Genomic DNA, 24644 nt, shown 5'->3' with positions numbered 1-24644 from the left:
ATGGATATCGCGGGGCTCATCCGAGCCATTGTGACACCCTTAGTTGCTCACCCAGAGGCCATTGAGATCCGTCCTCATGAGACGGAAGAATACATGGCCTTCGACTTAACCGTGGCGCCGGACGATGTCGGCCGGGTCATCGGGAAACAAGGGCGTGTGGCGCAAGCTATACGCACGATCGTTTACGCCGTTAAGTCGCCATACTCCAAACGAGTACGGTTAAATATCTTGGATGCCAAACAACCAAGTAAATAAAAATTGGGGCCGGCTGATGTCGGTCCTTTTTTTATCACAAAGGAGGAACTACCTTGCCAGAACTTTATCATGTTGGCAACATCGTTAATACCCACGGCATTCGCGGAGAAGTGCGGGTGATTGCCACCACCGACTTTCCTGAAGAACGGTTTGCCAAAGATGCCAAGCTGGTCATCGATACCACACCGCAAACCAACGTCACTGTTGAATCCAGCCGCAAACACAAAGGCTTCACTTTGGTTAAGTTTGTGGGGATGGACAACATTAATGACGTCGAACCCTTCAAAGGTCACAGCTTGAATGTGACGGAAGCCGAACAACAAGCCCTTGATGACGGTGAATATTATTATCGCGATATCATCGGGTTGACCGTGATCGACCAACATGATCAAAAGCTCGGGGTGGTTTCAGAAATCTTGAGTCCTGGTGCTAATGATGTGTGGGTGATCCCACGTCCTGGCAAATCGGATGTGTTGCTACCTTTCATTAAAAGCGTGGTATTGTCGATCGATGTTGCATCCAAAATTGCCCATGTCGACGTGCCAGAAGGGTTGATCGACGATGAAGATTGATGTGTTGACGCTTTTTCCTGATATGTTTGCGCCGATGACCCAAAGCATGATCGGCAAAGCTTTGGACAAAGGCACTGTTGAATTCAATGCCGTGGATTTTCGTCAGTATTCACATGACAAACACAATCATGTCGATGACACGCCTTATGGTGGTGGTGCAGGGATGTTACTCAAGCCTGAGCCGTTATTTGAGGCCATGGACGACTTAGATGCGCAGGCCCCAGGTCCTAAGCGGGTGATCCTCTTAGACCCAGCAGGGCGCAAATTTGACCATGTAGCGGCTAAGGAACTCGCTCAAGAAGATCACTTGGTGTTTATCTGTGGTCATTATGAAGGTTATGATGAACGCATTCGCAGTTTAGTCACTGATGAATTCTCCTTAGGCGACTTTGTGTTGACTGGTGGGGAACTGCCAGCGATGATGATGATCGATGCCACCGTCCGCTTTGTACCAGGCGTATTAGGCAATGCAGAGTCTGCGGCCACTGATAGCTTTGAAAATGGCTTGTTGAATTATCCAGAATATACCCGGCCGGCAACTTATCGCGGGATGGATGTGCCAGCCGTCTTACAAAGCGGCAATCACCAATTGATCGCGAAGTGGCGGTTGAAAGAATCGTTGCGACGGACTTATCAACGGCGCCCTGATTTATTAGAGGCGATGGATCTGGACAAACATGCGCAAAAGTTGCTTCGTGAAGTGAAAACTGAAGAACACACGAAAACTTTGGAAGCTAAACTTGCTGCTAAACAACCATCACAGCAATAAGATTTGGCGTTTGAGAACATTCTCTCAGACGCTTTTTTGTGACTGAATGTGATATGCTGGCATCAAGGTGATTAAGATGAAGACACGATGGGCATTTCTACCTAGTACTTTAATGTTATGGTTATTCACCCACTTAGCGCAAACACATGGGTTTGATTGGTCGTGGCATTGGTTTGACCTCTATTTATTGTTGAGCTGGCTAGTGTTTGCACCAATGTGTGTGGCATTGTTAACGCGACTTAAAGATGAATCTGCCCGAACCATCAAAGCGCGCCGCAATTTGTATCAGCAAGTCGCGCATAACAGCAAACTCTATCAAGATTTCGTCAATGGGTTTGGCTCAGGATCCAGTTTATGGTTTGAATCTGGGTCGATGGATCAAATCTTTCAAGCTGTGGTTCACTTTGGTTTGAGTGTGCTTGTTCAACTGCTTTCACCGTTGTTGGCAGTCGGATTATTGCTGATTGCAAAACCCGCAAAATAAAAAAGAAGACTCATATGACTAAACCGATGAATCGCCGGAAGCTCTTCTGGTTCGCACTCATCTTAACAATTGTCATTTTAGGCTTCGACTTCACTACTACACCGCAATATTCTCGCTGGGTTCACGGCTTGGAGCTCATCACCATCTTACCGTTGTGGACTTGGTTATTGTGGACGAGCAAGCGTGGTTAATTTTTTAATCGGTTAACTGCAATAGTGTTTGTCAATGACCAACTTTTCTGCTATACTACACTATTGTGATTAGTCACATAACAACGATGTTCCGCTGGCTCAAGGTGGGTGAATGAATGTCGGTATAAGGAGAAGTTTTATTATGACCAAGCAAAACCCATTGATTGAAGAAATCACCAAGTCACAATTGCGTGACGATATTCCAGATTTCCGCCCTGGCGACAGCGTCAAAGTTTACGCTAAGATCGTCGAAGGCGAACGCGAACGTATCCAGTTATTCGAAGGCGTTGTCATCAAGCGCCACGGTACTGGTGTTTCTGCGACTTACACCGTTCGTAAGATCTCCAGCGGCGTTGGTGTTGAACGGACTTTCCCATTACACACCCCACGTGTTGAAAAGATCGAAGTTACCCGTCATGGTCAAGTACGCCGTGCTAAGTTGTACTACTTGCGGGCATTACGTGGTAAGGCTGCGCGTATCAAAGAAAAGCGCCGTTAATCCACTGAAAAGGTCGCAATTGCGGCCTTTTTTTATGCAAGGAGTTTTGTTGAATGGATGATTTGATTTATATTGTGTACTACGCGCACTCGGATTCACCGGTGCGCATCATCAAGGCGTTCCGCTCGCTGACCCGCACCAAAGAATATGTGGGGATGTTGATGAACGCGCCGTTTCCAGGGGAAGACCCTAACGGCTACACATATGCTAGCATTCACTTGAACTAAGGAGATCAAACATGTCACAACCACAAGCAAGACTGGATCGGATCAATGAATTAGCCCACAAAGCCAAAGCTGAAGGGTTAACCGACGACGAGATCAAAGAACGTGCAGAGCTGCGCAAAGCCTATATCGAAGATTTCCGGGCAGGTTTCAAACAACGTTTAGAAACGACCCAATATTTTGATAAAAAAGGTAATGAGATCACACCTGATAAAATCAAAAAAGTGCAACGCGACAACGGCTGGCGGCAAGACTAAAGGAATTTTTAACGATCGGGCTTTCAATGCTGGTCGACGTTTTGTACAATGGTTATTGTCTAATAAGAGGAGGCAGTTTTCGTTATGACATATGTACTCGTATTTGTAATCGGGGCCGCGCTGGGCGTTATCGGCGGTTTCTTCGGTGCCCGTTATTACATGAAAAAATATTTCCAAGATAACCCACCGATCAACGAAGACATGTTGCGCACCATGATGATGCAAATGGGCCAAAAGCCAAGTGCTAAGAAGCTCAATCAAATGATGGCGCAAATGAAGCAAGCGCAAAAAAAGACCAAATAAGCCTTTACGCGTAAGCGACCCGGTGAGCTTTCACCGGGTCTTTGTTTTGCCTTCAATTAATATGAATATATTCATATCAGGATATTCTCGGACGAAAATTAGTCGCGTCCACAAATCGGTATCACTACGGAAAACTAGCCAAGTTGCCGTGCGGCCAGCTTCAGAGATCAGCACAAACCGCTGATGCTCTTCTGCCTAAATATTGAACCAAAGAAGTGTACGCTGTTTCAATATTTGCCGGTGAAATCGGCGCAAGCCGCCAAAAAACGGCGTCGAGCTTTTCTCCGTGCTGTCGATGTGTCTCCACCCTTGAGATTCTGGGTGAGCAAACAAATTACGAGACAAAATAATTCTGTTGAGTGCTGACAAGAACATTGTGAGCTGAACTCATTGAACTTAAACGAACTGCAAACGAGGTGAACTTGTGGGAATTTTTAAAAAATTGGGGTGGTACTTCCGCCAAGAATTCAAGCGCTATGCCATTGGGGTGTTGTGTTTGTTGTTGGTGGCGTCAGTCAACTTGATCCCGCCGAAAGTGATCGGGGCGTTAGTGGATACCATGGCTAAGCGCAATTTAACGATGGATCGCTTGTTGTTGTTCTTAGTGGCCTTGTTATTTGCTGGTATCGGCCAGTATTTGTTCCGTTACGGCTGGCGCAATGCCATTTGGGGCGGTGCCGCTAAACTTGAAAAAACGTTGCGGACGCGGTTGTTTTGGCATTTTATGAAAATGGATGCAACGTTTTATCAAAAACATCGCACAGGGGACTTGATGGCGCATGCCACCAACGACTTGAATGCGATTCAAAACGTTGCTGGCGCTGGGATCTTAACGTTATTTGATTCTGTGATCACCGGCGGGACTACGATCATTGCGATGATCTTTTTTGTGGATTGGCGGTTGACGGTGCTCGCCATTTTGCCGATGCCACTGCTTGCGGTGATGGCGCGGCAACTCGGCATGCGACTACATCACGCCTTTGGCAAAGCCCAAGCGGCGTTTTCACGGTTAAATGATAAAACCCAAGAATCAGTATCTGGGATCAAAGTCATTAAAACTTTTGGCCAAGGTCAAGAAGATACTGCGGATTTCAATCAATTAGTCGATAAAACTGTTGCCATTAACAAACGCGTCAACTTCTTTGATGGGTTGTTTGATCCTACTACCAGCTTGATCATGGGCATGGTGTATGTGATCACCATTATTTACGGGTCGCATTTGGTGATGACCAGCCAAATCACCATTGGTCAATTGGTTTCATTCATTGCTTACGTGGCCGCATTGGTGTGGCCAATGTTTGCCATTGGGCGTTTGTTCAATGTCTTAGAACGTGGGAATGCCTCATATGATCGCATTGACAAGCTGTTAGCTGAAACTAGCAGTATTCAAATTGCCCCACAAGCGATCCAAACGCCTGCACATGGCGATATTCGCTTTAAGATCAATCAATTTTCTTATCCAGATGCCGATACTGCCGCGCTAGTGAATGTGCATTTTACTTTGCCAGCAGGGAAGACCTTAGGGATCGTCGGTCGCGTCGGCGCTGGGAAAAGTACCATTTTCAAATTGTTACTGCGGGAGTTTGATCGCTATGATGGTGAAATCGAATTCGGTGACATCAATATTCGCGATTACAGCTTGGATGCATTGCTCGATGCGATCGGCTATGTGCCGCAAGATAATTTCTTATTCTCGACGACGGTTGCTGATAACATTCGCTTTGCTAGCTATGACAAAGATGCGCAAGCGGTTGAAGCGGCGGCCTCAGAATCTGCCGTGCACGACGACATTTTGAAGTTTACGGCAGGGTATCAAACCATGGTCGGTGAACGTGGGGTTTCGTTATCAGGTGGTCAAAAGCAGCGCCTAGCAATTGCGCGAGCAGTGATCACTAGTCCTGAATTATTGATTTTAGATGATGCGTTGTCTGCGGTTGATGCCAAAACTGAAGCGGCAATTTTGCACAATTTACACAACCAACGTGCAGATAAAACCACGATCATCGCCGCACACCGATTATCTTCAGTGATGCATGCCGATGAGATCCTCGTGTTGGAAGATGGCCATGTGTTAGAACGTGGCACGCACACCCAACTGTTAGCTCATGACGGTTGGTACGCTAAAATGTGGGCGAAACAAGAACTAGAAGCCAAGCTTGGAGGTGACGGCAATGCCTAAATATGAATCAGCATGGGCGCGTAGTATCCCCATGAAAGAACAGTGGCACATTGTTGGTCGCCTGATGCGTTATACCAAGCCTTACAAACGGCAATTTGGCGGTGCCATCGTCGCTGCTGCATTGTTAGCTAGTGTTAACGTCGCGTTGCCATGGTTGCTTCAAGAATTCATGGATCGTTACTTAACGCATCAAACTGCCACCACGCAAATTGTGATAGGCTTTGCGGCTTTATATGCATTCGGCACGATTTTAAAAGCCTTGTTTCAATTCTTCCAGGCATTTTTGTTTGCAATGGGGTCTGAACGCGGGTTAGAAGATGTACGGCGCGACTTGTTTGCGCAACTTCACAAGTTGGGGATGCGCTACTTTGATCAAACCCCAGCTGGTTCGATCGTTTCTCGAGTGACCAATGATACAGCCACTTTATCAGATTTTTGGAATGTGTTGTTGTCGGTGTTAGTCGGGCTATTTTCGGTGGTATCGAGCTTTGTCACGATGTATGTGGTGAATGCTAAAATTGCCTTGATGGTGCTGGCGTTTTTGCCATTGTTGTTATTTGCGATTTGGTATTACAGCCATTACTCCAGCAAAGTCTATCGCCATATGCGAGAGAAACTGTCAGAACTGAACACCAAGTTGAATGAATCGATCGAAGGTATCGGGATTATTCAACAATTCCGTCAAGAAAATCGCATCGCTCAAGAATTTGAAGCTACGAACCAAGAGTATTTGCGCACTCGCACGGCGATGATCCGCGTGAATTCGTTGTTACTCAGTCCGATCATCAACCTATTGTACAGCTTTGCGTTAGTCGCAGTGCTGGCAGCCTTTGGGATCATGTCCATGCATGCTTTCGTCGCGGCTGGGGTGGTTTATGCCTTCACGACTTATGTGTCGAATTTCTTTAACCCGATGACTAACATGATGGATTCATTGTCGAACTTTCAAGATGGTGTGGTCGCAGGATCGCGAATTTTTCGGATTCTAGACAATCAAGAATTTGCCCCAACTTCAAATCCTGGTGCCAGTGCTACACTGACTCACGGGAAAATTGAATTTCGGCATGTGTCGTTTGCTTACGATGGCAAACATGAGATCTTACATGATATTTCCTTTGTCGCCAATCCTGGTGAAACTGTCGCATTAGTTGGGCATACAGGCTCAGGAAAGTCATCGATCATCAATGTGATGATGCGGTTTTATGAATTTGGTCAAGGGGAGATCTTGATCGATGATGTCGATATTCGCGAATACCCGATGGCAGAGCTACGGGCCAAGCTTGGTTTGGTGCTGCAAGATTCGTTCATGTTTTATGGTACCGTGGCCTCAAATATTCGCTTGTTTAATGAGGATATCTCAGATGATCAAATCAAAAAAGCTGCCGAATTTGTGCAAGCCGATCGCTTCATCGACCAACTGCCTGGTCAATACGATGCTAAAGTGATTGAAGGCGGCGCCCAGTTCTCCAGTGGGGAACGGCAATTGATCAGTTTCGCTCGGACAGTCGTGACAGATCCTAAGATCTTGGTGTTAGATGAAGCCACAGCAAACATCGATACTGAAACTGAAGCTGTGATCCAAGAAGGGCTCAAACGGATTCGTCAAGGGCGGACCACCATTGCCATCGCGCATCGCTTGTCGACGATCAAAGACGCGAATTTGATTTTAGTGTTGGATGCGGGTCATATCGTGGAACGTGGAACGCATGATGAATTGTTGGCACAACATGGGCGTTATTATGATATGTATCGCTTGCAAACCGGGATGAGCGATTAAATTGGAATGAACGTGCCATCATCAGATGGCACGTTTTTTTGACGCCAAATTTGACGCCTTGGCGATCCTTGTTAAGCTATGGCTGGAGGTGGTGGGGATGCATTTAGAAATCACCACACCGGCGATCTACAAGCGGACGCATAATCGCTATTATGGCGTGCGTGAAGCGGCGGCGGTGATGGCACTGTGGGCGAATGGCTTTAATTTTAATGGCTGTAGCACACGCTGCGAGTATTGGTGGGTACAATTAGCTGGATTGGGGGTTCAACTCACCTTGTCATTGTTTGACCTGGCGTTGGGGTGGTTCGCTTGGTTATGGACCTTACCGATGCTAAGTTTGACCGTGCGGCGTTATCGTGATGCCGGTGTGTGGTGGCCACTGGCTATGGTGCTACGCGTTTGGTTGAGCCGGTTGCAATGTGAATCAATGACGATGCCGGTTGTGATAATGACGGTAGTGGTAATCGGTGTTAACTGGGGGATCTGCAGTTTGCCGAGTCGGTTGAAGGCGTAAACATTTTCGTCGAGTGACTGCACGGCGAATTTTTTTGGAAGAAGTATGAATATTCGTTGAATAAAAATCAAAACTAGTGTATAGTGTGGCTTATAGAAATTTGGGGAGGAATTCAGTTTTGAAAAAGTTAATGCGTTGGCTGATGGCTTTAGCCGTTGCCATGGTTGCGTTTGTGGGGGTCGCCGCTTCACCGGTTCACGCCGCAGATGACAGTTTGGCAAAGATCAAGGCCAAAGGTACCTTAGTGATGGGTACCAGCCCAGACTACGCCCCTTATGAGTTCCTGGTGAACAAAAACGGCAAGAACCAAGTTGTCGGTATCGACGTGGAAATTGCGAAGAAAATTGCATCAGACATCGGCGTCAAGCTGGTCGTCAAACAAATGGACTTTGATTCGTTGTTAGTCGGCTTGGAAACTCATAAAGTCGATATGGTGTTATCCGCGATGACACCAACGTCTGAACGTAAGCAAAGTGTGGATTTCTCACAGATCTACTACACAGCTAGCCAAGATATCATCGTCAACAAAGCGGATGCTAAAGTTTATAAAAACGCGGAAAGCTTTGTCGGCAAGAAAGTTGGCGCCCAAACTGGTTCCATGCAAGCGGACTTGGTCAAAGATAAAATGACCGACTCCAAGCTGTTGGGCTTAACGAAAGTCACGGACTTGATCCTCGCCTTGAAGTCTCACAAAGTCGAAGGCGTCGTAGCTGAACATCCTGTGGCGCAAGCATATGTCGATCATGACAAACAACTTGCCATCGTGAAGTCAGGCTGGACTTTGGATCCTGAATCCAACGGTCAAGCGATCGGCTTTGCCAAAGGTTCTGACAGTTTAGTCGCAGCCGCTAACAAGTCGATCAACGAGATCAAAAAGCAAGGCTTGATCAAGTCTTACACCAAGACTGCCGGCGACTATATGACCAAAAACACTGCCGACACGTCCATGTTCCACTACTGGAAGTTCTTTGCTAAAGGGATCGAATACACCTTATTGATCACCGCAGTGTCTGTCGTGTTTGGGGTATTGATCGGGACCTTGATGGCGTTGATGCGTTTAGGCAAAAACAAAGTCTTGCACACCATCGCCGTGGCTTACATCGAATTTGTTCGTGGGACGCCATTGATGATCCAAGTGATGTTCGTTTACTTTGGGATCGGGTTGTTTGTCGATGTGCCAGCGTTAACTGCCGGCATTATCGCGGTATCGTTGAACTCTGCTGCTTATGTCGCAGAAATCATTCGCTCTGGGATCGATTCGATCCCAACTGGGCAAACTGAAGCGGCGCGCTCACTGGGCTTATCCACTCGCCAAACCATGACTAGCGTGGTGTTACCACAAGCTATTCGCAACATTTGGCCAGCTTTAGGGAATGAATTTATTTCCTTGATCAAGGAATCATCAATTGTTTCCATCATCGGGGTCACAGATTTGATCTATCAATTGAAGGTCGTTCAAACCGCTACTTATAAAGGGGTCGCACCGATCTTTGTCGCTATGGTGATTTACTTCGTCCTGACCTTCACCTTGTCGAAGATCTTGGGGCATTTTGAAAGGAAGATGCAACATGACTAAACCATTAATTCAAATCAACCATTTGGTCAAGAAATTCGGGGACAACGTGGTGTTAAACGACATCACCGAAACCATCAACCAAGGCGACGTTATTGTCGTGATCGGTGCTTCTGGTGGTGGTAAGTCGACGTTTTTGCGGAGCTTGAACTTACTGAACCAACCGACTAGCGGTGAAATCGAATTTGAAGGCACCAACTTGGTTGGCTTATCGGAAAAAGAACTCGATAAAGTCCGTGAAAAAATGGGCATGGTGTTCCAGCAATTCAACTTGTTCCCGAACATGACGGTACTTGAAAACATCAAGCTGGCACCAATGAAGGTCAAAAATCAAGACGATGCCGCAGCCACGAAGAAAGCCCACGAACTGTTAACGCAAGTCGGCTTGGATGATAAAGCTGATGCTTATCCAACGAGCTTGTCAGGTGGTCAAATGCAACGTGTGGCCATTGCCCGTGCTTTAGCGATGGAACCTGACGTGATGTTGTTTGATGAACCGACTTCTGCGCTTGATCCAGAAATGGTCGGCGAAGTGTTGAAGGTCATGCAAGATCTTGCCAAGTCTGGGATGACCATGGTGATCGTCACTCACGAAATGGGCTTTGCCCGTGAAGCTGCCGATCAAGTTTGGTTCATGGACCAAGGTGTGATCGCTGAAAAAGGCGAACCTGAACAAATCTTCACGGCACCAAAACATGACCGCACCAAAGATTTCTTATCTAAAGTGTTGGCCCAATAATTTTTCAAAACCGCTGATTGTGATCGGCGGTTTTTTTGATGCGTCAAATTCGGCAAATTTGAACTTTTCAGTTACACTCAAGGCAAAGTTTTGGGGGAGCAGGGCAAGGAGGCCTGCATGAAAAAAGTTGCGATTTTGTCGTTATCGTTTTTTACCGTGTTAACTGGTGCGATGTTGGCACCTGCGTTGCCAGCAATTCAACACAGTTACCCTGACATTTCAGCATTTTGGATCCAATCGTTGCTCACGTTGCCTTCTGCGTCGTTGCTTGTGATGCTGTTCATCAGCAGGCGTTTACCTGGGACTAAGAAACAACAAGTCTTAGTCGGTTTGTTGATTTATTTGATCGGCGGGTTATTACCATTGATGGCGATGCCTTTCGTTGGATTAGCGATCGCGCGGTTAATTTCAGGTTTTGGCCTGAGTTTATTTGCGGGACCGGCGATCAGCTTGATCGGCGAACATTATCCAGAAGCGTCGACGCGGCGGCAACTGTTAGGTTGGGCATCGGCAGTCACTTCTGCTGGAACGGTGTGCGCCGTATCGCTAGCAGGTTGGTTGGTGAGTTTCGATTGGCATTGGGTGTTTGCCTTGTATGGCAGTGCCATCGTGCCGGTGATTTTAATTTGGCGGTGGTTGCCTGAAAGGCCAAGTACTTCAACAAACCGCGACAAAAGCTTTAAACTGACTGGTCGACTCGCCATCACTTATGGCTTGAATCTCTTTTGGAATGCGTTATACTTTGTGATCCCGACCACCGTTCCATTTTATTATCAAACGTGGTTACATGATTCAAATCCTGCGCATGCGGGGATATTGATGGCAGGGGTCTCAGCAGAAGCGTTGGTGGTGGGGATGAATTATGCTCACATCAAGGCGTCACCGCAGCGAAAACTGATCACGATTTTCGCGGATCTGGTGCTAGCAGGCAGTTGTTTATTGTTGCGGTTGCCGATTTTAACGATGATGTTTGCCGGCCTTGGCGTTGCGATGGCGATGCCGGTGTTCAACGAACGGGTCATCGCGCAAACTTCACCAGCTGATCGCGACCATGCGTTGAGTATCGGCTATGCGATGGTGTTTGCTGGGCAATTGGTGTCGCCATTTATTTTCAGTTCCTTGAACATCAGTCAACGGTTGTGGGAATTGACAGGTACCGCGTTGGTGTTCGGCTTGCTGGCATTGCGTCGCCGCCTGCAGGTTGCGGCGCCTTAAACAATTGAGTACAATAGTAAGCAAACAATTGTTTGTGGGAGGCAAGAACGTGGCGTCAGAACACATTGAACACAAATTAGCGTTATTACCTGATTTGCCAGGCAGTTATCAAATGAAAGACGTCAATGGCAAAATTATTTATGTGGGTAAAGCCAAGAACTTGAAGAACCGTGTCCGCAGCTACTTCAAATCTTCACATGATGGCAAAACTGCCCAGTTGGTGTCTAATATTGCCGATTTTGATTACATTGTGACTTCCAGTGACAAAGAAGCGTTTTTGCTGGAAATCACCTTGATTCAAAAGTGGCAACCTTACTACAACATCAAACTGAAAAAAGGTACCGGCTATCCTTATATCAAGATCACCAATGAACGCGATCCGAAAATGGAGATCACCGGTGACATTAAAAAAGACAACGCCTATTACTTTGGCCCTTATCCGAATGTTTATGCGGCACAAGAAACCATGCATTTTTTGCAAAAGGTCTATCCACTCAGGCGCTGCAATGGCTATCAAGGCCGGCCATGTTTGTATTATCATATGGGTCAATGTCTCGGGGCGTGCTGGCGAGAAGTCCCCAAAGCCGAATATGATGCGCAAATCGTCAAGATCAAAAGTTTCTTAGATGGCAACACGGCTAAAATCGTCAAGCAATTGAATCATCAAATGACGACAGCAGCAGAAAATTTGGAATTTGAACGTGCCGCAGAAATTCGCGACCAACTTAAATACATCGACATCACCGTTGAAAAGCAAAAAATCATTTCCAATGACAAAACTCAGCGGGATATTTTCAACTTTTACATGGACAAAGGCTGGTTGTCGATTCAGATCTTCTTCATTCGCCAAGCACGGTTGATGAAGCGGGAAAGTCGCTTGTTTCCGATCACGGGTTCGGCTGATGAAGAATTCGAATCGTTTATTTTGCAGTTCTACCAACGTAAAAATGCGGTCCAACCTAAAGAAGTGCTGGTTCCTAAAGGCATTGACGCTGACTTATTAGAATCGGCCTTGAATATTCCAGTGCGGATCCCGCAGCGTGGCGAGAAGAAATCGTTGATGGATCTTGCCCATCAAAACGCCCAACTCAAGCTGGAAGAGAAGTTCCGCTTGCTTGAATTAGACAATCGCACCACAGTTGGCGCTAATAATGAAATTTTTGATGCGTTAGGGTTGCCGCATGGGCATGTGATGGAAGCTTTTGACCACTCGCATATTCAAGGGGCAGATCCGGTTTCGGCGATGGTGCAATATGTCGATGGGCAACCAGAGAAAACTAACTACCGCAAATATAAACTGGCACAAGACGAAGGGGACCATTCCGCTAACGAAGATGCCAACACCCGCGAAGTGATCCGTCGCCGTTATTCGCGTTTGTTGAAAGAACACGCTGCTTTGCCAGATCTGATTTTAATGGATGGCGGGACGATCGAAATGAACGCCGCCAAAGACGTGTTGGAAAACGAATTAAACCTTGATATTCCAGTTGCTGGCATGGTCAAAAACAACAAGCATAAGACCGCGGCGTTGTTATTTGGGGACTGGGATGAACCGCGCGATCTCGATCCGAAATCTCAAGGCTTTTACTTGTTGGAACGGATCCAAGAAGAAGTGCACCGCTTTGCCATCACTTTCCATCGGCAACTCCGCAATAAGAATTCTTTAGCTTCGCGCTTGGAAACAATCACTGGTGTGGGACCACGCACTCGGGTGAAGTTGCTCAAAGCATTCAAAACTGTCAATCACATTAAAGAAGCTAGCGTTGAAGACATTCAGGCACTAGGAATTTCTAAGACGGTGGCCCAAGCGGTGAAAGTATCACTGCAAGGTGACTAATGCAAAAATGATCCGCAACTGTGTCAGTTGCGGATCATTTTATTTGGCGGCGAGCTGATAGCTAGTCGCCATCAACGTCATTAATTGTTCAGTTGAGACGGCACCATCTAAAACGACAGTAAACCAGCTTTTCTTATTCATGTGATAGCCTGGTAAGTAGTTGATGCCATCGACTTGAAGGGGGTCGGCCATGCGTAAGTCCAAGATCTCAAGCGGCTTTTTGCCGGTACGGTTGATGCGGTCAGGCTGCACCGTGAGGATCGCGGCAAACCATTTCTTAGAATCGGTGCGGCGAAAAACGGCATTGGTCGGAAACTTTGCCCATAAAAATTCTGGCGTTAAGTCATAAACTTGGGCAATTTTGTCAATGAGTTCAAGGGTTTGTGCTTGGTGGTAGACGGAGCCTTGCGTAAAGCAAGCATCACGCATATCAGTGAGCGTCGCGATCACTGTTGCTCGTACTTTTGCCACAAACGCACCAGTTGCTGACGGCTGCAAAAACAAGGTGTAAGGCGCTTGGGCGGCTTCGTCGAATACCGTACAAGAGACGGTATCACCAAGCACGGCAACTCTCAATGTGAAGTCAGGCATCAAGGTCGTGGACCACTTGCCATTGACAAAACCGTATTTTTTCAAGGCAGCCGCATTCGCATGCCAGTTTTTAAATAAAGGATCGATCAAATTATTCATCATGAAATTATTGTATCACTTGCAAGTCACGATGTTCACGCGTAAAATACGGCATGATTTATCAGAGGAGTGATGCAGTCTTGGAGAAAATTAAAAGTCGTTTGGATGCCTTTGCTGATGGCATCATGGCGGTGATCATTACCATCATGGTGTTAAACATCGCGCCAGTACTCCATGATTCATGGGCGAATTATTTGGTGTTAGGCAAACATATCGGGATTTTTTTGATCAGTTTCATTTTCGTGGCCAACATTTGGTATCAGCATGCCACTGTGTTTGCCGAAATTGAAACCATCACCTATCGCATCGTGATTTTTGATTTGATCTTTCTTGCGTTTTTGGCCTTGATGCCATTGTTCACCAATATGATGACTGCCAACACTACCCGCATCACGGTGCTTGCTTATGGTGGCTTGCAATTTCTGGTGAATATGATGTTTCGCTATTTGTCTCGGATCATCGTCCACTTGCAATATGACGACAAAGACGCCATGCAAAAGGTTTACCAAAAAATCTATGGCAATGCCAACTTATGGCTTGATGCTTTAGCGACATGGGATCTTGTCGTTGCGTGGTTCCTCCCCAAAATCGCGTTGGTGTTTTACTTAGCTTATCCGATTTTGACTTTCTTCTTGAATGCCCAAGCGCGACAAGAAATGTATGATGTCGAAACTTTACCTGAAGAACAACAACAAGATGTCGCAGCGTTCAATACTAGCGAGTTAAAAGATTTCCGCAAGGCGCAACAAGCGATCATGAATACTCGTGGTGAGTCAAAAACTGACGACATGGCACAAACGCCGACGGTCAATTGGCAACATTGGTTGGATCAAAGTATCGATCCGCGTAAACGTGAACGGATCTTGCAACGTTATGGGCGCTCAACGCCGGAACAACAAGCCCAATTGAGAGATTGGTTTGCTGATTATCATCGTAACGATCGCCATGGGAAACGCGAAAATCGCCATTAATTTAAAAATGTCCTGATCGTCAACTCAGCGATCAGGACATTTTACTTGATTTACAAACGTGGGAGATCTTTATTCATCAATAATTCATCATGGATGGGAATGCCATCATTGCCGATTTCAGGAACTGTTGGCTTCAGGGTGCGGGCAGTATCCACAGAACCGCGGATCACCTTGGCAAAGCGGTAGCCGTGTTTTTGATAAAAACGCATGGCTTCGAGATTGTCGTTGGTGGTGGTGGCGACCATTTTGGTGAGGCCAGTGGCTTGGGCACGAGCTTCAGCGGCCGCCATTAACTTGGTACCGATGCCTTGATTAGGCTGCACAGAATTCAACGAGACAATTTCCATGGCGTTGCCGTGGACGGTATAAGTGATCAAGCCCACCACTTCATTGGTTTCAGTGATGGCGACGATGCCGTTGAGATCAGCTAGGTGATATTCACCAGAGGAAACCACCATGGTGTCGCTTTGCCAGTGATCTTTGAAGAAGGTTCTGGCTTGGTCTTGCCAGGCATCCATTTTTTCATAGCGAATATTCATTACAAACTTCCTTTCACGATGACGCTAGTATAACATAGTCGCATGACGAAGATAGCGTTGTCATCGAACCGTAACCGTGATATGCTCGATGCAATTTCTTAAAGAGGCGATCATATGCAAGTTCCAGCTTCAACCAATCGTTTCCGCTTTGATCATTGGCATCTGAAAGATTTGCCACAAGCACAAGTTTTGTGGGGAGATTCTCAAGTTACCGCGCTGATTTCCAAAAATGGCTTCAGTCCTGGCATGATCAAAGCACGATTACAATTTGAATGTGACAGTGAACAAAACGATGCAGTTGAATACTGGCCATTGTTCACGCTGACAGGGGATTTCATCGGTGTTTGTGGGTTGCACCAGCAACGCCCAGGGACTTACGAACTCGGTTATCACTTGCGGCCAAAATACTGGCATCAAGGCATCGCCACTGAGTCCGCACGGCAAGTGATTCAGTTTGCTCGTGAACAATTGCATGCAGACCACTTGATCGCCGGACATCAACCCGCAAATCTTGCGTCACGACATGTGATCGAAAAACTGGGCTTCAGCTATATCGGCGATGTGATGTATCCACCAACCGGGATCGCTTCGCGCACTTATGAATTAAAACTATAAAAAATCCACCTCGCAAAAGGTGGATTTTTTATAATGCTCATGATTAAGCATTTTCTTTAGCAACTGGACGCCAGATCCCTAAGATGACCCCGGCGATCACAGCACCAATGACTAATGACATGATGAAGCCGAACTTTTGATTGGTCAAAGCTAACGCGACGATCCCACCATGAGGCGCAGGAACGTTCACATGCCAAAGTTGCGTCAAACCACCGGCAATTGCAGAACCGATGACAGAAGAGCCGATAATGTGGACTGGATCAGTCGCAGCAAATGGGATCGCGCCTTCAGTGATGAAGGTTAAACCTAAGACATAGTTGGTGATCCCAGAGTTACGTTCAGTGGCAGTGAATTTCTTGGGGAAGAAGGTGGAGGCAATGGCAATGGCCAAAGGTGGGATCATCCCGCCGATCATGACCGCCGCCATCCAGCGACCATCTTTAAAGTTAGAGGCTTGGTAGATCCCAATGGCAAAAGTGTAAGCCGCTTTGTTGAAGGGACCGCCCATATCGATGGACATCATCGCGGCTAAAATCACACCGACGATGATTGCATTCCCTGTGCCCATGCCTTCCAAGAAGCCGATCAATGCACCGTTGATCGCGGCAAAAATCGGGTTGACGATGAAGAACATGATCAAACCCATCAATGCCAAGCCGATGACTGGATAGATCAAAATGGTTTTCAAACCGTCAAGTGAATGTGGTAAGCCGGCAAATAACTTCTTTAAGCCAACGATCATCCAACCAGCAATGAACCCAGCAGCAAGGCCGCCGATAAAACCGGCAGGGTTTTGCGCTTTAACCACAGAAGCAGCGGCTAATGTCGCCATATAACCGCCGACAAACCCTGGCATCAAGGCTGGACGATCGCCAATCGAAACGGCGATATACGCGGCTAACACTGGAACTAAGAAGGAGAAGGCGTAGTTCCCTAAGTTGTTGGTGAAAGTGAAGGCCATGGAGTGGGCGCCGAACCAGTTTTCAAATAAGAAACTCAGCGCCATGATGATCCCACCGCCGACAACGAATGGTAACATGTTAGACACACCATTCATGAGGTCTTGGTAGATCTTGTTCCAAGTGCTCTTTTGTTCGCCGTCATCAGCTTGCGCAACTGCACCGCCTTCAGCGTGATAAATCGAACCTTTTTGATCCAAAGTTTCTTGAATCAATTCTTCAGGCTTTTTGATGCCGTCGATCACTGGACGGTTCAATAAATGTTTGCCATCAAAACGCGCCATTTCCACTTTTTTGTCGGCAGCGATGATGACCCCTTCAGCTTTGGCAATTTCAGCGCTTGAAAGCAAGTGCTTCACACCTTCAGAGCCGTTGGTTTCGACTTTGATGTCGACACCCATTTTTTCAGCAGTTTCTTTCAAAGCGGCTTCAGCCATATAAGTATGGGCGATGCCAGTTGGGCAAGCAGTGACGGCGACGATATAAGGGCGATCAGCAGGGGAGGTTGCGGCAGCGGCAGCTTGGACTTTTGCTTGTTCAGCTTCCTCATCGGCTTTGTCTTTTGCCTCTTTAGCCGCTTGTGCATCAGAAAACAGTTTTTGCACGTCGTCAGGTGTTTGCGCTTGCTTCAAAGCCGCGACTAAATCTGGATTGATCAATAAACTACTTAAAGCGGCGAGGGCTTGCAAGTGCGTGTTGTTGGCGCCTTCAGGAGCGGCGATCATGAAGAACAAGTGTACTGGCTGGCCATCTAAGGCGTTGAAGTCAACACCTGCATTACTTTTGGCAAATAATACCGTGGCGCGCTTAACCGCAGCGTCTTTAGCATGAGGCATCGCGATGCCATCACCGATACCAGTGGTGGATTCTGCTTCACGTTTTAAAATGTCGGCGCGATACAAGTCTAAATTATCAATAATACCTTGTTCTTGGTACTTGGCAGTCATTTCATCGATCACACCAGCTTTATCAGTGGCTTTGAGATCCATGATCATGACGTCTTTAAGTAGTAATTCTCGAATGTCCATGAGGTCCTCCTAAAGTTTTTCGACAGTAATGGTTTGATAAACGGCATCGATTTTGGCTTTGTCGGCTAAATCGATGGAAAAAGCAGTGGCAGAGCCGCAAGCTAACGCCATTTTGAATGCTTCGATCGCGTCGTTAGTTTGGGCCAGCGTGCCAGTGAAGCCGGCTAACATTGAATCGCCAGCACCGACAGAGTTCTGCACTTTGTCTGGTTTGCAGAAGCCGTGATAAGCAGCGTCTTTGGTGATCATCAAGGCGCCTTTGCCAGCCATTGAAACTAACACATGTTGCGCGCCAAGGCCTAACAATTTGCGACCGGCTTCAGCAGTTGCTTCAAAGCTTTGATATTCAGCATCGCCGAAGAGTTCCGCGAGTTCATGGTGATTAGGTTTAACGACATAAGGATGATCCGCTAAAGTATCCAGCAATGCTTGACCAGTGGTGTCGATCACGAAATCTGCGCCAGCGGCTTGAATGTCAGGGATCAAATCGCGGTAGAAGGTTTCGGGCAAGCCTGCAGGTAGCGATCCTGCCATCACCACCACATCACCTTTTTGCAGGCGATGTTTCAGTTTGGAACGAAAGGCGTTGACTTCATCTGGACGAATCGTCGGACCAGCGGCGTTGAGTTCAGTTTCTTGATCCGCTTTGAGTTTGACGTTGATGCGGGTGTCGTCGGCAACTTTGGTGAAATCAGTTTTCAAGCCAAGGGCGGCAAGACGATCTTGTAAAAACTTCCCGGTAAACCCACCGGCAAAGCCTAAAGCAATCGATGGCAGGCCAAGTTGTTCGAGAATGCGTGAGACGTTGATGCCTTTGCCACCTGGGAGTTTGTGATCAGATTCAAGCCTGTTGACTAAGCCAAGTTCTAGCTTAGGCAGGCCGATAACGTAATCAATGGAAGGATTTAAAGTAATGGAGTAAAGCATGTTAGACCTCCTGAATATTAGGGTAATCGGCGTAAACCGGTGATAATTGCGCAAGTGATGGGGTTAAAATCACGACTTGATTGATTTTGGCGAATAAGGCATTGGAAACTTCACCAAATTTGCTCGCATCGGCCAAAACCACAGCGGTGTGGGATTGATTGATCGCAGTGGTTTTGACGACGGCTTCTTCAGCGTCTGGCGTGGTCAAACCGAATTTTGGATGAATGCCGTTAGTGCCTAAGAAGGCATAATCGAAATGACGTTTTTGCAACCCGCTGACCGTTTCTGCACCAACCGTTGCTTTGGTGGCAGATTTGATTTTGCCGCCTAATATGTAAGCTTCGATGTTGGCATCCGCTAATGCCGAGGCATTATCAACGCCAGTGGTCACGACAGTCACATCGCGGCCGGCTAGCATTGGGATCATTTGCGCCGTGGTGGTGCCAGCATCTAAGAAAATGCAAGCATGCGCTGGCACCATCGCTGCTGCTGCTTTGGCAATTTGTGCTTTAGCAGTTAAATGTTGCGTGGCTTTTTCTTGAACGCTAGGTTCGCTTTTAGTTTGGGGTAAGCGTTCGGCACCACCATGGATGCGGCGGAGTTTACCAGCGTCTTCTAGTTCGCCGAGATCACGGCGGATGGTGGATTCAGAAGCGCCTAAAGCCGTCATCAGATCTTTCAATTTAACGACTGGTGTTTGTTCCAGTTGTTCTAAGATAAAGCGCTGTCGTTCTTCTGTAAGCATTTGCATTCACCTCACAACCATTAGTATACGCAGCAACCGGTCAAAAGCAAGCCTTTTCTTTCAAAAACATTCAAAAAATCGTTCAGAAGCATTCAATTGCGTTTTTGTACCCACAAATTACTGCAAACCCTTTCATTTGTGGGTACAAATATGGTACGCTACTGGTATTAAGGGGGAATGCTTTATGGGCAAATTAGGTGTCTCGGTTTATCCCGAACGCTCCACATATGAAAAAGATGCAGCCTATTTAGAATTAGCGGCTGCTAACGGCTTCAAGCGTGTGTTCACGTCACTTCTGGAAATCAAAGGCGATCAAGACCAAGTGGTTGCTGGTTTCAAGAAGGTGATCACCAAAGCTAACGACTTGGGTATGGAAGTGATGGTCGACATCAACCCAGCGCTATTTAAGCAACTTGGTGTCACTTATGATAATTTGAAATTCTTCCAAGATCTTGGGGCGTATGGTGTGCGTTTGGACCTTGGTTTCACTGGTGCTGAAGAAGCAGCGATGACGCGCAATGAATATGGCATTAAAATTGAAGTCAATATGTCACAAGGGACGCATTATATTGATAACATCATGAGCTTCAATCCCAACCGTGAGAATTTGTTGGGGTCGCATAACTTTTATCCTCATCGCTTCTCAGGCCTTGGCCAAGCATTTTTTGATCGGGCGACGAAGATGTACACCGATTACAACTTGAATACAGCGGCGTTCATCAACTCACAAGCTGCCACCTTTGGACCTTGGCCGACGCAAGATGGGTTATGTTCACTGGAAGCACATCGTGACTTACCAATTGCCACACAAGTTAAACATTACCTATTATTAGGGAGTATCGATGACATTATCATCGGCAATGCTTATGCCAGTGAAGCAGAACTCAAAGCTGCGCATGAGGCCTTTACGGCGCCATATCCGGTGCTAAAAGTGATTCCTGACGCCGAAGCCACTGACCTCGACAAAGAATTGTTGTTTGACAATCAACATTCCTACCGTGGCGATGCTTCTGAATACTTGTTGCGTTCCACACAAACGCGTGTGAAGTATGCGGATCGCGACTTTGCGCCGCATCACACCGTTGACATCAAACGCGGGGATGTGCTGATCGACAACAACGGCTACGGGCAATATAAAGGTGAAACTCAAATTGCCTTGCAAGCCATGCCTAATGATGGTCGCGTGAATGTCGTCGGCCAGATTCATCCTGATGAATTGTTCTTATTAAGTTACTTAAAACCTTGGAGCGGCTTCCGCATGAGTGAAGCTTAACTCAGCATTTGACCCACAGCATCGTGTGTGATGTTGTGGGTTTTTGTATGCTTGACACATGACAAATACACACGCTTGTTTGCCGTGACCGCCATTTCTGGTATACTGATGACAGATTGCCAACATTGCATGGTTGGCGCAACTCGGATATGATAGATGGATTGTCGCAAAAGACATCCAGGGAGGATTTTATGTTTGTCGATCAGGTAACAGTTGAAGTACAAGCCGGAAAAGGCGGAGATGGGATGGTGGCATTCCGTCATGAAAAGTTCGTGCCATTCGGCGGCCCTGCAGGCGGTGATGGTGGCCGCGGTGGGAGTATTATTTTTTATGTGGATGAAGGCTTGCGGACATTGATGGATTTTCGTTATCAACGCCACTTCAAAGCCAAGTCTGGTGGCAACGGCCAAGGCAAGCAAATGTATGGCCGCAAAGCCGAAGACATGCGCGTCGCGGTGCCTGCTGGGACCACTGTCACTGACGCAGATTCGCATGAATTGATCGGCGACTTGACTCACCCTGGTGAAGAATTAGTAGTTGCTCGTGGTGGTCGCGGCGGTCGTGGGAACGTGCATTTTGTTTCACCAAAAAACACCGCCCCTGAAATCGCAGAAAATGGGGAACCTGGGGTCCATCGCTATGTGCAACTGGAACTCAAAGTTTTAGCTGACGTTGGGTTAGTCGGCTTCCCATCTGTCGGGAAGTCCACCCTTTTGTCAGTGGTGACCTCTGCAAAACCAAAAATCGCGGCTTATCAATTTACCACCTTGGTGCCAAACCTCGGAATGGTGAAGCTAGATGACGGCAATGATTTTGTCATGGCTGATTTACCTGGGTTGATCGAAGGGGCATCAACTGGAGTCGGTTTAGGGATCCAATTCCTGCGCCATGTGGAACGGACACGAGTCATTTTACATTTAGTCGAAATGGATCCAGATGATGGTCGCGAACCGATTGATGATTACCATCAGATCCGCCAAGAATTGGCGACTTATGATGATACGATCTTGGAACGTCCACAATTAGTCGTTGCCACCAAGCTTGACTTGCCAGGCGCACAAGAGCGCTTTGAAACCTTCAAAGCCCAATTGCTTGAAGAAGGCGTCAAGGCTGAAGATATCTATGAAATTTCTAGTATTACCCATACTGGTGTCCAAGAATTGATGCGCGCCACCAGCGTTGCCTTGCAATCTGCACCAGCGTTTGCACCGAAATCTGAAACGACAGTCGACTATGAATACTTGGCCGATGCCGATAAGATCAAAGTTGAACGCGATGATGATGGGACCTTCATTTTGTCAGGCAAAGCGCTTGAACGTGTTTTTGCGATGGCAAACTTGGATCACGACGATGGCGTGGTGCGCTTTGCGCGTCAATTACGGCGTTTAGGTGTTGATGATGCGCTGCGTGAAGCTGGCGCAGAACAAGGTGATATGGTTGCCATCGATGATTTCACCTTTGAATTTGTGGAGTAAGTTTTAATGGGGTGTTGATTTGGCGATGAAACGCAGTAAACCAAGGCGTTACATCACAGGCTTTGACGGATTGCGTACCATTGGGGTATTAATGGTGATTTTGTATCACCTCCGGCCAGATATTTTTCGTGGCGGGTATCTCGGGGTGCCAATTTTCATGGCGGTTTCTGGGTATTTGATCACTGATGGCCTGTTGTTGCAGTTGGATCGAACGGGAAAAATCGACTTTAAAACCTTTTTCCTCAAACGGATCCGGCGACTTTATCCAGGATTGATCGCGGTGTTGTTTGCGACCAGCGCGTATATCGCATTGTTTGCGCATAACTTTTTACACAACTTGCACTTGATGGTGTTGTCGAATTTGTTTTATGTGTACAACTGGTTTCAAATTGCCCATGGCGACTCATATTTTACGCGATTTGCCAATAACGAATCGCCGTTCACCCATTTGTGGACGTTGTCGATTGAAGGACAGTATTACTTGATTTGGCCGTTTCTGGTGCTAGGGCTGGTGTTACTGGTGAAAAATCGCGGCAGGATCTTTAATGTCGTGATGTTGTTGGCAGTCGTGTCAGCGGTGTGGATGTTTATTTTGTATCATCTCACCATGACCAGTCCGCAAGCAGATCCGAGTCGGTTGTATTACGGGACAGATACCCGAGCGTTTTCGATTTTGTTAGGGGCAGCGTTGGCCTTCATTTGGCCGTCGGTGCATTTGTCAGAACATATTGGTCGCCAGCAATCGCGGGTTTTAGACGGGATCGGTGTGGTGGCAAGTGTTGGGATGTTGATCTTAATGTTTGCCTTAGATGCCCAGTCGTCATTTCTGTATCAAGGCGGGATGTTCATCTTTTCCTTGTTAGCGACGTTGCTAGTCGCAGTAGTCGCACATCCTGGTGCACATTTTGATCGGTTTTTGACGAATCCTTTCTTCACTTGGGTCGGCAAGCGGTCTTATGGCCTATATTTGTATCAATTCCCAGTGATGATCTTTTTTGAAACGCGATTTGGCAACATCGCCGATCACCCGTTGTTATATCCGATCGTCGAAGCTGTGTTGATCGTGGTGATCAGCGAGTTGAGCTATCGCTACATTGAAACCCCACTAGCACATTTCGACTATCACCAAACGCGGCAGTTCTTATTGGATCTGGTTCGTGGCCGCACTCATGGCGCGCAACGCATTGTGCCATTGCTTGCAGCGGTGATTTTGATCATTGGGATGGCTGGTGTCGTCATGGCGCCGTCAGCGAAATCGACTGCTGATACGTCACCATTAGCCAAGCAGCTGCAAAAAAACAAAACTGATGCCAAACAACAAAAAACTGCTGAAAAAAAAGCCCGTCAACAAAATGCGGCTAGCTTGAAAGCAGCGAAGAACCGTTCGGCGTCGATCAGTTTGTCACAATCACAAAGTGCTGCCGAAGAATCCAAAGCCAAAACCCATCCAGTCAATACTGAGTTTGAAAAGTATGGCTTGACGCAAGTGCAATTGCAAAAAGCCCAAACCTTGCAAGTCACAGCGATCGGGGATTCGGTGATGCTTGATGGCAAGCCGTTGTTGCAAAAACTGATGCCACATGCTTTTGTTGACGCGGCCGTATCGCGGCAAATGGTTGCGACGATCGGCACCGTGCAACATTATGCTGATACTGGGGTATTAGCCAACCAAGTGTTGATCGGCCTTGGGACCAATGGCCCATTTTCCAATGGTGACTTTGATAAAATGATGGCGATCATCGGCGACAAGCGGCAAGTTTACTGGATCAATGTCCATGTGCCGACCCGCACTTGGCAAAATCAAGTGAATGCCCAATTGAAGCAAAAAGCCACGCAATATCACAATTTACATGTGATCGATTGGTATGGCACTGCCAATGGTCATCCTGATTGGTTCTATCGCGATCAAGTGCATATGAATCCAACTGGGAATCCTTATTACGCTAGCTTAATTGTCAAAGCATTGGTGCAATAACTCACAAAACGGGACAGAAATAAGGTCCCGTTTTCTTATGCCTTGAGTGGGTATGGTAT

General features: G+C 47.0%; 25 protein-coding genes. 20 read left to right on the top strand and 5 right to left on the bottom strand.

The genetic code is table 11. From position 1 onward, the window contains the following. From EKM92_RS00860 to uvrC, 15 genes are all read left to right on the top strand, one after another. Complete coding sequence (locus tag EKM92_RS00860) at positions 1-255, top strand: KH domain-containing protein (RefSeq protein ID WP_125706943.1); 255 nt, start codon at positions 1-3, stop codon at positions 253-255. Between the two features lie 53 nt (positions 256-308). Continuing rightward, positions 309-827 (top strand): ribosome maturation factor RimM, encoded by a 519-nt coding sequence (gene rimM / locus EKM92_RS00855; protein WP_125706941.1) that lies wholly within the window; start codon positions 309-311, stop codon positions 825-827. Continuing rightward, positions 817-1596, top strand: a complete 780-nt coding sequence (gene trmD / locus EKM92_RS00850; RefSeq protein ID WP_125706938.1) for a tRNA (guanosine(37)-N1)-methyltransferase TrmD — start codon at positions 817-819, stop codon at positions 1594-1596. The genes rimM and trmD overlap by 11 nt, the downstream gene beginning before the upstream one ends. Positions 1597-1672: 76 nt before the next feature. Next, positions 1673-2080: a hypothetical protein gene (locus EKM92_RS00845; protein WP_125706936.1), complete on the top strand. Its 408-nt coding sequence runs from the start codon at positions 1673-1675 to the stop codon at positions 2078-2080. Between the two features lie 333 nt (positions 2081-2413). Beyond that, positions 2414-2770, top strand: coding sequence for a 50S ribosomal protein L19 (gene rplS / locus EKM92_RS00840; protein ID WP_054713729.1), 357 nt, complete (start codon positions 2414-2416; stop codon positions 2768-2770). Between the two features lie 53 nt (positions 2771-2823). Then, on the top strand, positions 2824-2997 hold the full coding sequence (locus EKM92_RS13525; RefSeq protein ID WP_164509853.1) for a hypothetical protein: 174 nt from the start codon (positions 2824-2826) through the stop codon (positions 2995-2997). An 11-nt stretch (positions 2998-3008) separates the two neighbouring features. After that, a complete protein-coding gene (locus EKM92_RS00835; protein ID WP_125706934.1) occupies positions 3009-3251 on the top strand; it encodes a DUF896 domain-containing protein in 243 nt (80 codons plus the stop codon). Positions 3252-3335: 84 nt separating this feature from the next. Continuing rightward, positions 3336-3554, top strand: a complete 219-nt coding sequence (locus tag EKM92_RS00830; RefSeq protein WP_054713724.1) for a YneF family protein — start codon at positions 3336-3338, stop codon at positions 3552-3554. 424 nt (positions 3555-3978) lie between these two features. After that, entirely contained in the window at positions 3979-5733 is a 1755-nt protein-coding gene (locus EKM92_RS00825; protein ID WP_125706932.1) for an ABC transporter ATP-binding protein, read from the top strand. Further along, on the top strand, positions 5726-7510 hold the full coding sequence (locus tag EKM92_RS00820) for an ABC transporter ATP-binding protein (protein WP_125706930.1): 1785 nt from the start codon (positions 5726-5728) through the stop codon (positions 7508-7510). The genes EKM92_RS00825 and EKM92_RS00820 overlap by 8 nt, the downstream gene beginning before the upstream one ends. Before the next feature lie 97 nt (positions 7511-7607). Then, positions 7608-8024, top strand: coding sequence for a DUF805 domain-containing protein (locus tag EKM92_RS00815; RefSeq protein ID WP_164509852.1), 417 nt, complete (start codon positions 7608-7610; stop codon positions 8022-8024). A 118-nt stretch (positions 8025-8142) separates the two neighbouring features. Then, positions 8143-9600, top strand: coding sequence for an ABC transporter substrate-binding protein/permease (locus EKM92_RS00810; protein ID WP_420812548.1), 1458 nt, complete (start codon positions 8143-8145; stop codon positions 9598-9600). Beyond that, a complete protein-coding gene (locus EKM92_RS00805) occupies positions 9593-10336 on the top strand; it encodes an amino acid ABC transporter ATP-binding protein (RefSeq protein WP_056962287.1) in 744 nt (247 codons plus the stop codon). Before EKM92_RS00810 ends, EKM92_RS00805 begins: the two co-directional genes overlap by 8 nt. Positions 10337-10453: 117 nt before the next feature. Continuing rightward, positions 10454-11551, top strand: coding sequence for an MFS transporter (locus tag EKM92_RS00800; RefSeq protein ID WP_125706926.1), 1098 nt, complete (start codon positions 10454-10456; stop codon positions 11549-11551). A gap of 49 nt (positions 11552-11600) precedes the next feature. Next, on the top strand, positions 11601-13388 hold the full coding sequence (gene uvrC, locus EKM92_RS00795; protein ID WP_125706924.1) for an excinuclease ABC subunit UvrC: 1788 nt from the start codon (positions 11601-11603) through the stop codon (positions 13386-13388). A 39-nt stretch (positions 13389-13427) separates the two neighbouring features. Here uvrC and EKM92_RS00790 read toward each other — a convergent pair whose 3' ends face one another. Next, entirely contained in the window at positions 13428-14069 is a 642-nt protein-coding gene (locus tag EKM92_RS00790; RefSeq protein ID WP_164509851.1) for an MmcQ/YjbR family DNA-binding protein, read from the bottom strand. A gap of 89 nt (positions 14070-14158) precedes the next feature. On the opposite strand from EKM92_RS00790, the gene EKM92_RS00785 reads away from it, so the two are divergent. Continuing rightward, positions 14159-15049, top strand: a complete 891-nt coding sequence (locus EKM92_RS00785) for a TMEM175 family protein (protein WP_164509850.1) — start codon at positions 14159-14161, stop codon at positions 15047-15049. Positions 15050-15099: 50 nt separating this feature from the next. On the opposite strand, the gene EKM92_RS00780 is transcribed toward EKM92_RS00785, so the two are convergent. Beyond that, positions 15100-15588, bottom strand: a complete 489-nt coding sequence (locus EKM92_RS00780) for a GNAT family N-acetyltransferase (protein ID WP_225420686.1) — start codon at positions 15586-15588, stop codon at positions 15100-15102. Positions 15589-15702: 114 nt separating this feature from the next. Here EKM92_RS00780 and EKM92_RS00775 point away from each other — a divergent pair, with 114 nt between their 5' ends. After that, the gene (locus EKM92_RS00775; protein ID WP_125706918.1) at positions 15703-16203 is read left to right on the top strand and encodes a GNAT family N-acetyltransferase; all 501 of its coding nucleotides are present in this window, start codon (positions 15703-15705) and stop codon (positions 16201-16203) included. Between the two features lie 43 nt (positions 16204-16246). On the opposite strand, the gene EKM92_RS00770 is transcribed toward EKM92_RS00775, so the two are convergent. The 3 genes from EKM92_RS00770 to EKM92_RS00760 are packed head-to-tail and all read right to left on the bottom strand — an operon-like array spanning position 16247 to position 19862. After that, complete coding sequence (locus EKM92_RS00770) at positions 16247-18190, bottom strand: PTS fructose transporter subunit IIABC (RefSeq protein WP_125706916.1); 1944 nt, start codon at positions 18188-18190, stop codon at positions 16247-16249. Between the two features lie 9 nt (positions 18191-18199). Continuing rightward, positions 18200-19117: a 1-phosphofructokinase gene (pfkB, locus tag EKM92_RS00765; RefSeq protein WP_125706913.1), complete on the bottom strand. Its 918-nt coding sequence runs from the start codon at positions 19115-19117 to the stop codon at positions 18200-18202. Between the two features lies 1 nt (position 19118). Beyond that, positions 19119-19862, bottom strand: a complete 744-nt coding sequence (locus EKM92_RS00760; protein ID WP_125706911.1) for a DeoR/GlpR family DNA-binding transcription regulator — start codon at positions 19860-19862, stop codon at positions 19119-19121. 184 nt (positions 19863-20046) lie between these two features. Between EKM92_RS00760 and EKM92_RS00755 the strand changes: the two genes are divergently transcribed. The 3 genes from EKM92_RS00755 to EKM92_RS00745 all read left to right on the top strand — a co-directional run bounded on the left by EKM92_RS00755 (position 20047) and on the right by EKM92_RS00745 (position 24585). Beyond that, entirely contained in the window at positions 20047-21135 is a 1089-nt protein-coding gene (locus EKM92_RS00755; RefSeq protein WP_125706909.1) for a DUF871 domain-containing protein, read from the top strand. A gap of 191 nt (positions 21136-21326) precedes the next feature. After that, positions 21327-22610 carry a GTPase ObgE gene (gene obgE / locus EKM92_RS00750; protein WP_125706907.1) on the top strand — a complete coding sequence of 428 codons (1284 nt, stop codon included), beginning with the start codon at positions 21327-21329 and terminating at the stop codon, positions 22608-22610. 25 nt (positions 22611-22635) lie between these two features. Further along, on the top strand, positions 22636-24585 hold the full coding sequence (locus EKM92_RS00745; protein WP_125706905.1) for an acyltransferase family protein: 1950 nt from the start codon (positions 22636-22638) through the stop codon (positions 24583-24585). The last annotated feature ends 59 nt before the right edge of the window (positions 24586-24644 follow it).

Origin of the sequence: Lacticaseibacillus porcinae (assembly GCF_003946305.1) — a bacterium.
Taxonomy (GTDB): domain Bacteria; phylum Bacillota; class Bacilli; order Lactobacillales; family Lactobacillaceae; genus Lacticaseibacillus; species Lacticaseibacillus porcinae.
Note: the sequence above shows the minus strand (reverse complement) of the source record. Positions and strands in the feature narration are given on the sequence as shown.

Bases quoted from the DNA above. Each gene is read 5' to 3' on its own strand.
- EKM92_RS00860 (WP_125706943.1), top strand. From the start codon at position 1: ATGGATATCGCGGGGCTCATCCGAGCCATTGTGACACCCTTAGTTGCT.
- trmD (WP_125706938.1), top strand. From the start codon at position 817: ATGAAGATTGATGTGTTGACGCTTTTTCCTGATATGTTTGCGCCGATG.
- EKM92_RS00845 (WP_125706936.1), top strand. From the start codon at position 1,673: ATGAAGACACGATGGGCATTTCTACCTAGTACTTTAATGTTATGGTTA.
- rplS (WP_054713729.1), top strand. From the start codon at position 2,414: ATGACCAAGCAAAACCCATTGATTGAAGAAATCACCAAGTCACAATTG.
- EKM92_RS13525 (WP_164509853.1), top strand. From the start codon at position 2,824: ATGGATGATTTGATTTATATTGTGTACTACGCGCACTCGGATTCACCG.
- EKM92_RS00835 (WP_125706934.1), top strand. From the start codon at position 3,009: ATGTCACAACCACAAGCAAGACTGGATCGGATCAATGAATTAGCCCAC.
- EKM92_RS00830 (WP_054713724.1), top strand. From the start codon at position 3,336: ATGACATATGTACTCGTATTTGTAATCGGGGCCGCGCTGGGCGTTATC.
- EKM92_RS00820 (WP_125706930.1), top strand. From the start codon at position 5,726: ATGCCTAAATATGAATCAGCATGGGCGCGTAGTATCCCCATGAAAGAA.
- EKM92_RS00815 (WP_164509852.1), top strand. From the start codon at position 7,608: ATGCATTTAGAAATCACCACACCGGCGATCTACAAGCGGACGCATAAT.
- EKM92_RS00805 (WP_056962287.1), top strand. From the start codon at position 9,593: ATGACTAAACCATTAATTCAAATCAACCATTTGGTCAAGAAATTCGGG.
- EKM92_RS00800 (WP_125706926.1), top strand. From the start codon at position 10,454: ATGAAAAAAGTTGCGATTTTGTCGTTATCGTTTTTTACCGTGTTAACT.
- EKM92_RS00780 (WP_225420686.1), bottom strand. From the start codon at position 15,588: ATGAATATTCGCTATGAAAAAATGGATGCCTGGCAAGACCAAGCCAGA.
- EKM92_RS00775 (WP_125706918.1), top strand. From the start codon at position 15,703: ATGCAAGTTCCAGCTTCAACCAATCGTTTCCGCTTTGATCATTGGCAT.
- EKM92_RS00770 (WP_125706916.1), bottom strand. From the start codon at position 18,190: ATGGACATTCGAGAATTACTACTTAAAGACGTCATGATCATGGATCTC.
- pfkB (WP_125706913.1), bottom strand. From the start codon at position 19,117: ATGCTTTACTCCATTACTTTAAATCCTTCCATTGATTACGTTATCGGC.
- EKM92_RS00760 (WP_125706911.1), bottom strand. From the start codon at position 19,862: ATGCTTACAGAAGAACGACAGCGCTTTATCTTAGAACAACTGGAACAA.
- EKM92_RS00755 (WP_125706909.1), top strand. From the start codon at position 20,047: ATGGGCAAATTAGGTGTCTCGGTTTATCCCGAACGCTCCACATATGAA.
- obgE (WP_125706907.1), top strand. From the start codon at position 21,327: ATGTTTGTCGATCAGGTAACAGTTGAAGTACAAGCCGGAAAAGGCGGA.
- EKM92_RS00745 (WP_125706905.1), top strand. From the start codon at position 22,636: ATGAAACGCAGTAAACCAAGGCGTTACATCACAGGCTTTGACGGATTG.